The sequence below is a fragment of the Stenotrophomonas sp. JAI102 genome (assembly GCF_013409105.1).
Lineage (GTDB): Bacteria > Pseudomonadota > Gammaproteobacteria > Xanthomonadales > Xanthomonadaceae > Stenotrophomonas > Stenotrophomonas maltophilia_AA.
The window spans coordinates 1,018,088-1,030,623 of the sequence record NZ_JACCCI010000001.1; the positions used below are offsets into that span (position 1 = coordinate 1,018,088).

The following is a 12,536-nucleotide window of genomic DNA, read 5'->3' on the forward strand; positions in this document are numbered from 1 at the left end:
CGGCCCCGGTACCCCCGGGGCCGTTGCGCTTGCCCCCCGCCCTCGCTGCAGATGATGGTCCGATGTTGAATGCGTCCGTGTTGTCCGTTGCATCCGTTATCCCCGCCGAGCTGGACCCGGCGGTGCAGAGCAGTGACGGCGTCGTTCCCGTTGCCCTGCCTGCAACCTTGGCGGTGCCGGCCACCCCGCTGCAGGGGCGCGACCTGATTGAACGGCTGGAGCAGCTCGCCCGCCAGGAACTGGCGCAGCTGGCCAGGCATCCCTCGCACGCTGTTGCCACCCTGCCCTCCGCCATCGATCCCGCCATCGCTGGCCTGGCGTGGGACCTCGGTTTGAGCGGTGATGATCTGGACGCGGCTGCGCGTTAAGGGCACGACAACCCGATATCGCTTCGCGCTGCCGCGAATGGCCTCGATACGCAAGACCTCAAGGGCCTGGACGCGTACGTCGACAGTGCTGCGCTGCAATCCGCACCCGCCTCCCGCGAGGAGGTCACGATTCTCTCGCCCTTCGACAACCTGGTCATCCACCGTGATCGCCTCAGTGCGCTGTTCGGCTTCGACTATCGGATCGAGTGCTACACCGCCGCCCCTAAACGCGCGTTCGGCTACTTCTGCCTGCCTGTCCTGTTCGGAGACAGGCTGGTGGCGCGGGTCGACTGCAAGGCCCATCGCGGAGAAGCGCGGTTCGAAGTGATCAGCACACACTGGGAAGCGGCCGCGGATCGGAATGAGGTCCTGCCACATCTCGCCAGTGAGCTCGAGCGCTTTGCCGGGTTCAATGGATGTGCCACGCTCGATGACGCTGCCCTGAGGAAGCGCGCGGGTCGGCCGAGGGCGCTTCAACGGGGCTAGCGATACCCTTGTCGCCGCCTCCGCCTGGCCGGCAGTGCCATGCCAGGCGCATGGCCCGTCAGGAGGCGACGCGGGCCATCCTCACACGCTTTGCGTCACCGCCACATAGCTCTCGCGCGAGGGCGTCTGGGTACCGAGCTTCAACCACTGCGCCAGATCGCGCGGCGCCAGCGGACGCGAGTACAGGTAGCCTTGGATTTCGTCGCAGCCCTGGCGGCGCAGCATCGCCTCTTCCTGCTCGGTCTCCACGCCTTCCGCGACGACTTTCATGCCGAGCGCGTGGCCCAGGTGCACGATCGCCTGGGTGACTTCGGCGGTGCCGGCGTCGTGCAGCATGCCCTGCACGAAGCTGCGGTCGATCTTCAGGCGGCCGACCGGGAAGCGGTTGAGGTAGTGCAGGTTCGAGAAGCCGGTGCCGAAGTCGTCCACCGCCAGCGGCACGCCGTGGCGCTCGAGGACATCGAAGCAATGCCGCAGCACATCGGTGTCGCGGATCAGGGCGGACTCGGTCAGCTCCAGCTCGAGGCGCTGCGGTGGCCAGCCGTGGGCGTGGCAGATATCGATCACGCGCTCGGCGAAGCCGCGGTCGCGCAGCTGCACGGCCGAGACATTCACCGCCACGCGGTCGAACTTCAGGCCGGCGGCGTCCCACGCAGCGGCCTGGCGGCAGGCTTCGGCCAGCACCCAGTCGCCGATCCGCACGATCTCGCCGCACTTCTCGGCGATCGGAATGAACTCGGCCGGGCTGCAGTAGCCGATGCCGGGACGATGCCAGCGCAGCAGCGCCTCGATCGCCGGGGGCTGGTCGTTCTCTGCATGCAGCAACGGCTGGTAGGCCAGGGTGAACTCTTCGCGTTCGATCGCGCCCAGCAGCGCGTGCTCGATCTCCAGCTTGCGCTGGATCTTGGCCAGCGCGTCCTGGCTGTAATACTGGTAGGTATTGCGCCCGGCTTCCTTGGCCGCGTACATCGCCGCATCGGCGGCGCGCAGCAGTGATTCGAAATCCTGGCGGCTGTCGTCGAGCATCGCGATGCCGACGCTGGCGCCGACCTTGAGCGTGCTCTCGCCGCGGTGCAGCGGCTCGGCCAGCGAAGCAATCAGCTTGCGTGCCACGTGGCCGGCATCTTCCGGTGCCGCCAGGTCGCGCAGCACGACGATGAACTCGTCGCCACTGAAGCGGCCGAACAGATCGTTGTTGCGCAGGCTCTGGTGCAGGCGCGAGGCGGCCGCCTTGAGCAGCGCATCGCCGGTGGCGTGGCCGAAGGTGTCGTTGATGGTCTTGAAGCCGTCCAGATCGATGAACAGCATCGCCAGCGGGCTGCCGCGATCGCGGGCTTCCTCGATGGCGTCGGCGGTCTGCTCGCGCAGCAGCATGCGGTTGGGCAGGCCGGTGAGCAGATCGTAATGGGCCAGCAGTTCGATGCGCTCGTTGGCTTCGCGCTCGCGGGTGATGTCACGGAACAGCACGACGAAGCGCGTCGGCAGGCCGTCGCGCCTGTCCAGTTCGATCAGCACCTGGACCCAGATGCGCAGGCCGGACTGGCGGTAGAAGCACAGGTCCAACTGCTCGGGCAATCCGCCGTCGGCGATGCGCAGCAGGGCCGCCTCGAAGGCGTCGCGCGAATCCTGGGTGTACAGGCCCAGCGCCTGGTCCAGGCTGATCGGCTCCTTGCGCAGCCCATGGATGCGGTAGCACTCCTCGGTCCACTGCATGTGGCGGGTGCCGACCTCGATCTCGCAGCCGCCGATGCGGCCCAGCGCGGAGACCCGGTTGAGCAGCTCGGTGCGCCAGCGGATCAGCGCGTCGGTCTGGTGTTGTTCGGTGATGTTCTGGACCTGGCCCAGCAGGCGCTGGATGCGCCCGTCCGGGCCAATCAGCGGCTGCATCCATACGCGCAGGTGCAGCGCGCCCGTGCCCCGGACCAGCTCAAGCTCCAGCGTGGTCGCCGCGCCATCGCGCCACATCCGGCGCCAGGCGCCGCGCAGCCGGCCACGCGATTGCGGCTCCAGCTGCCGCAGCCAGTGCCGTCGGCCGTGCATGGAATTCTCGCCCATCTCCAGCAGCGCCCGGAACTCGGGCGACCACCAGAACCGGCGTGCGTCCGGATCCCAGGACCAACTGCCCATGCTGGCGATGCGCTGGGCTTCGCGCAGGTGCACCTGCTGCTCGCGCAGCTGGGCTTCCATCTGCTTCTGGGCCTGGATGTCGGTATGGGTGCCGACCATGCGCAGCGGCTGCCCGTCGGCGGTGCGGGTGACCACCCGGCCGCGGTCCAGCACCCAGCGCCACCCGCCGTCCGGGTGGCGCGCGCGGAACTGGGCGGTATAGGCGTCGCTCTCGCCGCGCAGGTGCGTGTCCATCGCCACGCGCACCGTCGGCTGATCATCCGGGTGGACGTTCTCCAGCAGCGCGCTGACGCCCTCGGCGCGGACGTGGGAGTCTTCCACGGGCTGGCCGTCCCAGCGTCGTGAGCGGCGCACGCTGTCGCTGGGCAGGTCCCAGTCCCACAGGCCATGCCCGGCATGGTCCAGCGCCAGTTCCCAGCGGCTGCCCGCGTAAGCGGCGACCGGCTCGGGCACGCTCAGGGTGAAGGCCAGCAGGTGCCCATCCGGATCGTGCACGGCGCGCATCCAGCCATCGAACCGGCCGCCGGGCCCACCGGGAAGCTGGCAGGGCACCAGGCCGCCGTCGGCGGCGAGCAGGCGCAGGTCTTCCAGTACCTCGCCGTATGCAGCGATCGTGGCGGGCAGGCCATGCTCGCGCGCGGCCGGGTTGGCGGCGACCGGACGACCGGCACGGTCGAGGATCACCAGCGCTGAGGCCAATGGGTGCTGCAGCAGACTCGCGATAATCCCTTGGTCCACGCCCTGTAACTCCGATAACGCACCCGACAACCGGGGAACGCAATCGTTAACGGCGGGCGATGCGGATTATTGAGTTCCCTCGCGCCCTGCATCCTCACCCGGGGCAGGTAAGATGACGCTTGCCTTGTCCGATTGGCCCCGCCCTGCCCCATGTCCCCCCCCCTGCCAGGCCCTTCCGAACGCGCTGCCGAAGCCCCGCTCGCCCGCGATCTGCGCCGCGACCGCTGGCGCGTGGTCGTGGCCTACCTGGTCCTGGCCCTGGTCTGGATCCTGTGCAGCGACGCGGCGGTCAAGGTGGCGGCCGGGGATCTGCAGACGGCCGCGCAGTGGCAGACCATCAAGGGCACCTTCTTCGTGGTCGCCAGCGCCGCACTGATCTATCTGCTGCTGCGCCCGCTGGCCCAGCACGTGCTGCATACCCACGCGCGGCTGGAGCATTCGGAAACGCGCCACCGGCAGATGTTCGAGGGCAACCCCGGCCCGATCCTGGTCTATGACCTGGAATCGCTGGCGATCCTGGACGTCAATCCGGCTGCGGCAGGGTTCTTCGGTTTCAGCCGCGAGGCCTTCACCGCGATGCCGATCACCGCGCTGTGGCCGCCCGGGCACGAAGCCATGCTCGAGGCCAAGCTGGAACAGATCCGCGCCAACCCCGAGCAGCTGTGCGTGATCACCGCCGATCTGCGCCTGAGCGACGGCAGCACACGGCGCATGGAGATGCGCAGCAACTTCATCGATTACGGCGGCCGCCGTGCGCGGCTGCTGATCGCGATCGACCGCACCCGCGAAGACCAGGCCCTGCTGCGTCGCGACCAGGCCCTGGCCCGGGTCGAGGAAGCGCACGAGATGGCGCGCATCGGGGCCTGGGAAATCGACCCGGCGACGGGCCTGGGTCGCTACTCCAATCAGGTCTACCGCCTGCTTGGCCGGCGCCCGCCCGACGCCCGGCGCTGGCACCGCTTCGACGAGCTGCTGGTCCCGGCCGATCCGGCCACGGCGGCGCTCACCGAACAGCTGCTGCAGGAGATGAGCTCCGGCGAGCCGGTGCAGATCGATGTGCTGCTGCCGCTGCTGGCGATGGACGGGCGCGGCCTGATGGTGCACCTGCGCGCCGAGAGCGGCCAGGATGATGCCGGTCGCCCGCGCGTGCTCGGCACGCTGCAGGACGTCACCGAGCGCGAGCAGTCGCGGCGCCTGCTGCGCGAGCGCGAAGAACAATTCCGCGAGCTGGTTCGGGTGCTGCCCGATGGCGTGGTGATCCTGTCCGATGAGCACGTGCTGTATGCCAACGCGTGCGCGGCCACCCAGTTCGGCTACGGCCACAACACACTGCTGGGCGAACCACTGGCCGCGCTGGTCACCGCCGATGACCTGCCCCGCGTGCGCGCCCAGCTGTTCGCGCAGTTGCCGCCGCAGAGCGCGGGGGCTGGCGAGGTGATCGGCATGCGGCGTTTCAACGGCGACGCCTTCCAGGCCGGGCTGGCGGTCGGCGATGTGCGTTACGGCGGGCGCAACTGCAAGCTGCTGATCGTGCGCGACCTCAGCGAGCCCGAGCGTATCCGCGAGGCGCTGGAAACCAGCAACCGCGAGCTGCAGGCCATGGCCGGGCGGTTGTTCTCGCTGCAGGAAGATGAGCGCCGGGCCATCTCGCGCGATCTGCACGACGACATCGGCCAGGCGATCACCGCGATGAAGCTGTCGGCGTATGCCGCGCAGGACGAGCAGGATGCCGCCCGCCGCGACGAGGACCTGGCCCAGATCATCCAGTTGGCCGACGCGACCGTCGGCAAGCTGCGCGACATCTCCACCCTGCTGCGCCCACCGCAGCTGGACGCGCTGGGTCTGGAAGCGGCCCTGCGCTGGCAGGCGGGCGTGCTGTTCCGCTCGGCGCCGATCGAGCTGCTGCCGGATATCCAGTCGCTCCCGCGGCGGCCGGCCGGCGACATCGAACAGGCCTGCTTCCGCATCGCCCAGGAAAGCCTCACCAACGTACTGCGCCACGCACGCGCCAGCCAGGTCAACCTGCAGCTGCGCGATGTCGACGATCACGGCCTGCACCTGCAGGTACGTGACGACGGCGAGGGCTTCGATCCGGATGGCCCGCGCGGGCTGGGCCTGATCGTGATGCGCGAGCGCGCGCAGAGCGTGGGTGGCACGCTGCGCATCGAATCGGCGCATGGTGCCGGTACCCTGATCGACCTTTACCTGCCGTACCGCGCCAGCGGCGCGACGGCTCACGACACCCTGGAACACTGAGCGCATGTGGAACCCTTCTCTGCCCCTGGTCAGCATCGAAGATGCCCCCCCCCGCCTGGGGGCCGGCAATCCCGAACTGCAGGCGATGGTGACCGAGGCCGCCTCCGGCGGCACGCCGCTGATGCTGATGCATGTGGATATCGACCACTTTGCTTCGGTCAACGAGAACATGAGCGCCGAGGTCGGCGACCAGGCACTGGTGCTGGTCGCCCAGCGCCTGCAGCACCACCTGCGCGGCCGCGGCAAGCTGTGGCGGCATGGCAGCGATGAATTCCTGCTGGCGGTGCCGCGTTCGGCCGACATGCCGCTGCCCGAGGACCTGGCCGAGGAGATCCGCCAGCAGCTGGAGCTGCCGCTGTCGGTGCTGCCGTACACGCTGTTCATGACCGGCAAGCTGGGCGTGAGCCTGTGCCCGGAGCATGCCACCGGCGTGTCGCGCCTGCTCGACCATGCCGAGGACGCGCTGTACCAGGCGGCCCGCGAAGGCGGCAATGCGGTGCGCATCCACGCCGTGGACACGCCCTCCAGCGCGCACAGCGAGAGCATCATCGCGCGCCAGATTGTCGACGCCATCCCCAATGGCGAGCTCAAGCTGCGCTACCAGCCGCTGGTCAGTGCCCGCGACGGCCACGTGGTCGGCATGGAGGCGCTGCTGCGCTGGCAGTCCCCTACCCTCGGCATGCTGGTGCCGGAGCGCTTCATGCGCACCGCCGAACGCCTGGGCATCATCGTGCAGATCGGCACCTGGGTGCTGGAAGGCGCGCTCAAACAGGCCAGGCTGTGGCGCGACCAGGGTTTCGATGACTTCACCATCGCGGTCAATGTCTCCACCCTGCAGCTGCTGCGGCCCAACTTCTTCGCCGAAGTGATGTCGCTGATGCAGGCTGCTGGCGTCCCGGCGCAGATGCTGACGCTGGAGATCAACGAAAGCGCGCTGACCAACAATGTCAACTTCGTCCACGAAACCCTGGTCAACCTGCGCAATGAAGGCATCAGCCTGAGCCTGGACAATTTCGGTACCGGCGATTCCAGCCTCAGCGCGCTGGTCCGCTATCCGGTGGACAAGCTCAAGATCGACCGCAGCTTCATCAAGAGCGCGCCGGCCGGCAACCGCGAGGCCGCGATCGCGCGCGCGATCATCGCCATGGGCCACCAGCTGGGCATGACGGTGATCGCCAACGGCGTGGAATCGCAGGCGCAGCTCGGCTTCCTGCGCCGCAACGACTGCGACGTGTTCCAGGGCTATCTGTTCGGTGAACCGATGTCGGCTGATGCGGCCGGCATGACCCTGCGCCGGCGCTACCTGCGCCCGGAGGCCTTCGCCGAGACGCGCCCGGACCGGACGCTGCTGCTGCTGGACGACGAAGAGAACGTGCTGCGCTCACTGGTGCGCCTGTTCCGTCGCGATGGGTACCGGATCCTGGCCGCGGGCAATGTGCGCGATGCGTTCGATCTGCTGGCGATCAACGACGTGCAGGTGATCCTGTCCGACCAGCGCATGAGCGACATGAGCGGCACCGAGTTCCTGGGCCGGGTGAAGATGCTCTATCCGGATACGATCCGGCTGGTACTGTCCGGCTACACCGACCTCAACACGGTGACCGACGCGATCAATCGCGGCGCGATCTACCGCTTCCTGACCAAGCCGTGGAACGACGACGAACTGCGCAAGCACATCCACCAGGCGTTCCGCACGCATGAAGAACAGCGGCGTGCCAACACCGCCCCGGTGGCAGCGGCGCCGGCCGCCGACTGACAGGCGCGCGCAACCCGGGTAGTGCCGGCCGCCGGCCGGCTCCAGGGGATCTCCGATGCGTGCGAGGAGCCGGCCAGCGGCCGGCACTACCCATGTCTGATCGTTGCGAGGAGCCGGCCAGCGGCCGGCACTACCCCGCTTCTATCAGCGCGGCTGCTTGATCGGCAGCACCAGCCGGAACCGGGAGCCCACGCCCGGGGTGCTGTCCAGGTCGATGCGGCCGTGGTGCTTGTTGATGATGCTGTAGGAGATCGACAGGCCCAGCCCGGTGCCGCTGCCGACCGGCTTGGTGGTGAAGAACGGATCGAAGATGCGCTGGCGCAGGTCCGGCGAGATGCCGCCGCCGGTATCTTCGAACTCGACCCATACCGTGTCGCCGTCCACCCCGGTGCGCACGTTGATCGTGCCGCGGTCGGCGATGGCATGCCCGGCGTTGAGCAGCAGGTTCATGTAGACCTGGTTCAACTCGGACGGCAGGCACTCCACCAGCGGCAGTTGGCCGAACTCGCGGTGCAGGGTCACCTTGTACTTGAGCTCGTTCCAGATGATGTTGATCGTGGATTCCAGGCCCGCATGCAGGTCGACCAGCTTCCACGACTCATCGCGGCCGGAATACGAGAAGTCCTTCAGGTCGCGCACGATGCGCGTCACCCGCTCGATGCCCTCGCGCGATTCGGCCATCAGCTGCGGCAGATCGCGGCTGATGAAGTCGATGTCGAAGCGTTGGCGGATGTCGTCGATTTCCGGGATCAGCGCCTTCGGGTCCGGCGCACGCAGGGCCCGCTCGTAGGCTTCGATCACGGTGAACAGGCTGCGCAGGTATTCCTGCAGGCTGCCCAGGTTGGAGTGCACGTAGCCGATCGGGTTGTTGATCTCGTGCGCCACGCCGGCGGCGAGCTGGCCGATCGAGGCCATTTTCTCCGACTGCAGCAGCTTTTCCTGGGTGCCGTTGAGGCGCAGGTAGGCCTGGCGCAGCTCGGCATGGCGCTGCTGCAGCTCGCGCTCGTAGTCTTCCTGGCCTTCGATGCGCCGGAACAGCGCCAGGTAATGCCGCTGGCCGCCATCGTCGTGATGGTAGACATGCGCGATGACCATCCGCTCGCCGACCGGCAGGCTGCCGTTCCAGTGGCCGTTGAGGCGCGCCTGTTCCAGCGCGTCGGGCGGCAGCAGCTGGCGCAGCCATTGCGCCGGGGTCAGCTCGGCGTCGCGTTCGTCCTGGCCGAGGATTTCGCTGACCGCGGCATTGGCCAGGGCCACGCTGCCATCCTCGCGGAACAGCAGCACGCCCTCCTTGATCCGTTCAAACAGGGCAAGCAGGACCGGATGCGGAGGCAACGGCGCGGTGACAAGGGCGGAGGTTACGGTCACGGTCACATCGAGGCAGCAGGAAACAGGCGCTCAATATACGCGGTGACGTTCACATCGGCAGCCCGGGGCCGCCAGACGGGGGAGATCAGGCGACCGCGAGCGGCCGCCGGGTGTTGAGCGTGTGCGACTGGCCCTTCGCATCGTACGCCGCAGCATCTTCGCTGCGGCCCAGCTGGCGCAGCGCCCAGTTGACCTCGCGGCGGCGCCGCGAGAGCAGCACACCGTTGGCACGGTTGCGCTCGGCCAGCTCCTGCACGCGCTCGGCCTGGCCGAGCGGCAGGGCCGCCTCAAGGGCCCGCAGGGCCTCCAGCTTGGCGCCGGTCGCGCGGATCAGGGCCTGCACGTCATGCTCGACCAATGCCTGGCGTTCGACGTCCAGGGCATCGCTGAGGCGCTGCAGCGGCTCGCTCATCGCCAGCTTCATCCCTGCAGCTGCTGGTCCAGCTCAAGCATGCGCGAGGCGATCGCGTCGGGGTTGATCTTGTAGGTGCCGTTCTGCAGCGAATCGCGCACGGCCTGGACACGGTCGGCGTCGATCGCCGGGGCCGTGGACAGTTCGCGCTGCATCGCCTGCAGGGTGGTGGCTTCGCCGGTCAGGCGCAGGCTGTCAGCGGCTTCCACCGGGCGGGCCGGTGCATCGGTGCTGACGCTCGGCTTGTTGCCCGGAGCGACGCTGCGCAGATGGGCGGTGGCCTGCAGGTTGCCGTCGATTTTCTGGCTCATGGAGTTGTCCTGGGAATGCGGTTCACAAGGGATAACGGCCGGTCGGGCGCCATCTTTAGGGGAATATTGCAGGTTTTACGGGAAATGTGGCCCGTATTCACACTCGTGTTCAGCGCGTCACTAAAACGTCACCGCTGGCCGCGACGGTGCCCTGCACGATCTTGCGCGAGGAGAGGTTCTCGACCGAGACCCGCTCATTCTCGCCGGCATCGGCCATGGCGCGTCCGGCGACCCGGACCTCCACCCCGCCCCGCCGCGACACCAGCGCGACACTGTCGCCCCGGCGTACGAGCCGCTGCGCGACCAGATCATTGGCCGAGAGCAGGCTGCCGGCGCTGAGGGTCCTGCGCGCCACCCGGCCGACGGCGGCAGCCGGATCGGCCAATGCCGCACCGGCGATCCGGGCCGCATCACGCTGGCCGGTCGTGATATCGGCCGCCGACAGGGTTTCTCCAGCGGCCACGCCCCGGTTGAGAATGAGCACGGTCTGGTTGCGGCGCACCTTGACCGGTACGAACAGGCGCCAGCCGCCCGCATCGGGGCAGCTGACCTCCACGGTGCTGGTGCCGGTCGGCTGGGCCGCCAGCGGCTGGCCACAGGCCGGCAGGCGCAGGGCCGAGTCCAGCGTGGTGTCGCCTTCACTGCCGGCCGGCAAGGTGCCCAGCGCCGCTTGGCGGATGCTGTCCACCGGCTGCCAGCCACCGGCGGCCCAGGCGGGTGCCGCCAGCAGCAGCGCGGCAAAGACAAGAGAACGCATGGGCACTCCAGGGGCAAGGAACATGCGCAGCACGATGCAAGCCGCATGCCGAACCGGCGTGCACGCCGCGCTCAAGTCATCGCCACCGCCGCCGATATCAAGCCCATGTCCCATGACCTGCTCAACCGCATCGACCAGCGTACGCGACTGGCCGGCCACAATCGTCTGGCCCTGCTGCTGTTCCGGCTGGGTGGACGTCAGCTTTTTGGCGTGAATGTCTTCAAGGTGCAGGAAGTCCTGCGCCGTCCGGGCCTGTTCCAGGTGCCCGGGCTGCCCAGCCAGTTCGCCGGTGTGGCCGATGTGCGTGGCCGTTCGGTGCCGGTGCTGGACCTGGGCCTGGCGATCGGCCACCCCGAGCGTGAGCCCGATGCCGACAAGGCGCCGGGCTACCTGGTGGTGACCGAGTTCAACCGCTCGATCCAGGGATTCCTGGTCAGCGGTGTGGAACGCATCGTCAACATCGCGGTGGAGGACATCCACCCGCCGCCGGAACTGGGCGCTGAATCGAGCTACCTGACCGCCGTCACGCGCTTCCAGGGCGAGCTGATCCAGGTGATCGACGTGGAAAGCGTGCTGGCCGACATCGCCGAGATCCGCGGCGAGGCGGTGCTGGACCCCTCCATGGCCCTGCCTGCCGATGCCCCGCCGATGCAGGTGCTGGTGGTGGACGACTCGCGCGTGGCCCGCCAGCAGATCCGCAGCGTGCTCGACCAGCTGGGGGTCGGGGCGACCCTGCTGTCGGATGGCAAGCAGGCGCTGGACCACCTGCTGCAGATCCACGCGTCGGGCGAAAACCCCGCCGAGCGCTACGCCATGGTGATCTCCGATATCGAGATGCCGGCGATGGATGGCTACACCCTGACGACGGAAATCCGGCGTCACCCGGGCCTGGCCGGCCTGTACGTGCTGCTGCACACCTCCCTGTCGGGCGTGTTCAACAACGCGATGGTCGAGCGGGTCGGGGCGAACGCCTTCGTGGCCAAGTACTCCCCGCATGAGCTGGCGGACTTCCTGCTGGACCGCCTGCGCAAGGTCGCGATGGCGGCGTAACACGCCGCCGCGGACCGGCCCGCCGGCCCTCTGGCACGCCGCTTGCACTGCCCCAGGCATCGTCCCGTGGGAGTGCGTCATGCCCAATCTGATTTCGAACTATCTGGGTGTCCATGCCCAGGCCATGCCGTTGCGAGAGCAGCGGATGAAGCTGATCGCCAGCAACCTGAGCAACGCCGACACCCCCGGGTACAAGGCCCAGGACCTGGACTTCGATGCCGCCCTGCGCAACGCCCAGGGGCTGGATGCCAATGGTCTGATGAAGACCACCAGCGAGAAGCACTATGAGATCGGCGGCGGGTTGAACCCGTTCCAGATCGCCAAGGACGGCGTGCAGCCGAGCATCGACGGCAACACCGTCGACCCGGATGCCGAACGTGCCGCCTACGGCCGCGCCGCGCTGGAATACCGCGCTTCGCTGAGCTTCGTCGAATCCAAGGTGCGCTCCATGCTCACCGCGATCACGGGGCAATAAGCCATGAGCAACCTGCCCATCTTCGATATCGCCGGCTCCGCGCTGCAGGCGCAGTCCGTGCGCATGAGCACCATCGCCTCCAACCTCTCCAACGCCGACACCGTCGCCGGCTCGGCCGATGCGGTGTACAAGCCGCTGGAGCCGATCTTCCAGTCGGTGACCAGCCGCACCGACCCGAACATCACCACGGTGCAGGTCAAGGAAATCAGCCAGAGCAATGCCGCGCCGATCCAGCGCTACGAGCCGGGCCATCCGCTGGCCGATGCCGATGGCTACATCTACCAGCCTGACGTGGACCCGGTCGCGCAGATGGTCAACCTGATCTCCACCTCGCGCAATTACCAGGCGGGCGTGGAAATGCTGACCACCGCCAAGGAACTGGCGCTGGCCACGCTGACCATGGGTCGCTGACCCTCTTACCGCAGGAATCCA

General features: G+C 68.2%; 12 protein-coding genes. 7 read left to right on the plus strand and 5 right to left on the minus strand.

Features of this window, described 5'->3' with window-relative positions; genetic code table 11:
* Positions 1-62 precede the first annotated feature (62 nt).
* Positions 63-368, plus strand: coding sequence for a hypothetical protein (locus tag HDC96_RS04740; protein WP_179458970.1), 306 nt, complete (start codon positions 63-65; stop codon positions 366-368).
* A gap of 66 nt (positions 369-434) precedes the next feature.
* Positions 435-854, plus strand: a complete 420-nt coding sequence (locus tag HDC96_RS04745) for a crosslink repair DNA glycosylase YcaQ family protein (protein ID WP_218842088.1) — start codon at positions 435-437, stop codon at positions 852-854.
* 81 nt (positions 855-935) lie between these two features.
* Here HDC96_RS04745 and HDC96_RS04750 read toward each other — a convergent pair whose 3' ends face one another.
* The gene (locus HDC96_RS04750; RefSeq protein ID WP_179458971.1) at positions 936-3,719 is read right to left on the minus strand and encodes a bifunctional diguanylate cyclase/phosphodiesterase; all 2,784 of its coding nucleotides are present in this window, start codon (positions 3,717-3,719) and stop codon (positions 936-938) included.
* A 150-nt stretch (positions 3,720-3,869) separates the two neighbouring features.
* Between HDC96_RS04750 and HDC96_RS04755 the strand changes: the two genes are divergently transcribed.
* Positions 3,870-5,975, plus strand: a complete 2,106-nt coding sequence (locus HDC96_RS04755) for a PAS domain S-box protein (RefSeq protein ID WP_179458972.1) — start codon at positions 3,870-3,872, stop codon at positions 5,973-5,975.
* A gap of 4 nt (positions 5,976-5,979) precedes the next feature.
* Complete coding sequence (locus tag HDC96_RS04760; RefSeq protein WP_179458973.1) at positions 5,980-7,731, plus strand: EAL domain-containing protein; 1,752 nt, start codon at positions 5,980-5,982, stop codon at positions 7,729-7,731.
* 144 nt (positions 7,732-7,875) lie between these two features.
* On the opposite strand, the gene HDC96_RS04765 is transcribed toward HDC96_RS04760, so the two are convergent.
* From HDC96_RS04765 to flgA, 4 genes are all read right to left on the minus strand, one after another.
* Positions 7,876-9,099, minus strand: a complete 1,224-nt coding sequence (locus tag HDC96_RS04765) for an ATP-binding protein (RefSeq protein WP_179458974.1) — start codon at positions 9,097-9,099, stop codon at positions 7,876-7,878.
* 85 nt (positions 9,100-9,184) lie between these two features.
* Complete coding sequence (locus HDC96_RS04770; RefSeq protein ID WP_172407607.1) at positions 9,185-9,517, minus strand: flagellar protein FlgN; 333 nt, start codon at positions 9,515-9,517, stop codon at positions 9,185-9,187.
* Between the two features lie 2 nt (positions 9,518-9,519).
* Positions 9,520-9,822: a flagellar biosynthesis anti-sigma factor FlgM gene (gene flgM, locus HDC96_RS04775; protein WP_179458975.1), complete on the minus strand. Its 303-nt coding sequence runs from the start codon at positions 9,820-9,822 to the stop codon at positions 9,520-9,522.
* Positions 9,823-9,931: 109 nt separating this feature from the next.
* A complete protein-coding gene (gene flgA, locus HDC96_RS04780; RefSeq protein WP_179458976.1) occupies positions 9,932-10,579 on the minus strand; it encodes a flagellar basal body P-ring formation chaperone FlgA in 648 nt (215 codons plus the stop codon).
* Positions 10,580-10,684: 105 nt separating this feature from the next.
* On the opposite strand from flgA, the gene HDC96_RS04785 reads away from it, so the two are divergent.
* The 3 genes from HDC96_RS04785 (at position 10,685) to flgC (ending at position 12,515) form a co-directional block, all read left to right on the plus strand.
* Positions 10,685-11,629, plus strand: coding sequence for a chemotaxis protein (locus HDC96_RS04785; RefSeq protein WP_176989010.1), 945 nt, complete (start codon positions 10,685-10,687; stop codon positions 11,627-11,629).
* A gap of 79 nt (positions 11,630-11,708) precedes the next feature.
* Positions 11,709-12,104: a flagellar basal body rod protein FlgB gene (gene flgB / locus HDC96_RS04790; RefSeq protein WP_176989011.1), complete on the plus strand. Its 396-nt coding sequence runs from the start codon at positions 11,709-11,711 to the stop codon at positions 12,102-12,104.
* A gap of 3 nt (positions 12,105-12,107) precedes the next feature.
* Complete coding sequence (flgC, locus tag HDC96_RS04795; RefSeq protein ID WP_088435081.1) at positions 12,108-12,515, plus strand: flagellar basal body rod protein FlgC; 408 nt, start codon at positions 12,108-12,110, stop codon at positions 12,513-12,515.
* The last annotated feature ends 21 nt before the right edge of the window (positions 12,516-12,536 follow it).

What these genes read in the sequence shown, in the direction of transcription:
- flgC (WP_088435081.1), top strand. Translation starts at nt 12,108, where the DNA reads ATGAGCAACCTGCCCATCTTCGATATCGCCGGCTCCGCGCTGCAGGCG.
- HDC96_RS04760 (WP_179458973.1), top strand. Translation starts at nt 5,980, where the DNA reads ATGTGGAACCCTTCTCTGCCCCTGGTCAGCATCGAAGATGCCCCCCCC.
- flgM (WP_179458975.1), bottom strand. Translation starts at nt 9,822, where the DNA reads ATGAGCCAGAAAATCGACGGCAACCTGCAGGCCACCGCCCATCTGCGC.
- HDC96_RS04785 (WP_176989010.1), top strand. Translation starts at nt 10,685, where the DNA reads ATGTCCCATGACCTGCTCAACCGCATCGACCAGCGTACGCGACTGGCC.
- flgB (WP_176989011.1), top strand. Translation starts at nt 11,709, where the DNA reads ATGCCCAATCTGATTTCGAACTATCTGGGTGTCCATGCCCAGGCCATG.
- flgA (WP_179458976.1), bottom strand. Translation starts at nt 10,579, where the DNA reads ATGCGTTCTCTTGTCTTTGCCGCGCTGCTGCTGGCGGCACCCGCCTGG.
- HDC96_RS04740 (WP_179458970.1), top strand. Translation starts at nt 63, where the DNA reads ATGTTGAATGCGTCCGTGTTGTCCGTTGCATCCGTTATCCCCGCCGAG.
- HDC96_RS04755 (WP_179458972.1), top strand. Translation starts at nt 3,870, where the DNA reads ATGTCCCCCCCCCTGCCAGGCCCTTCCGAACGCGCTGCCGAAGCCCCG.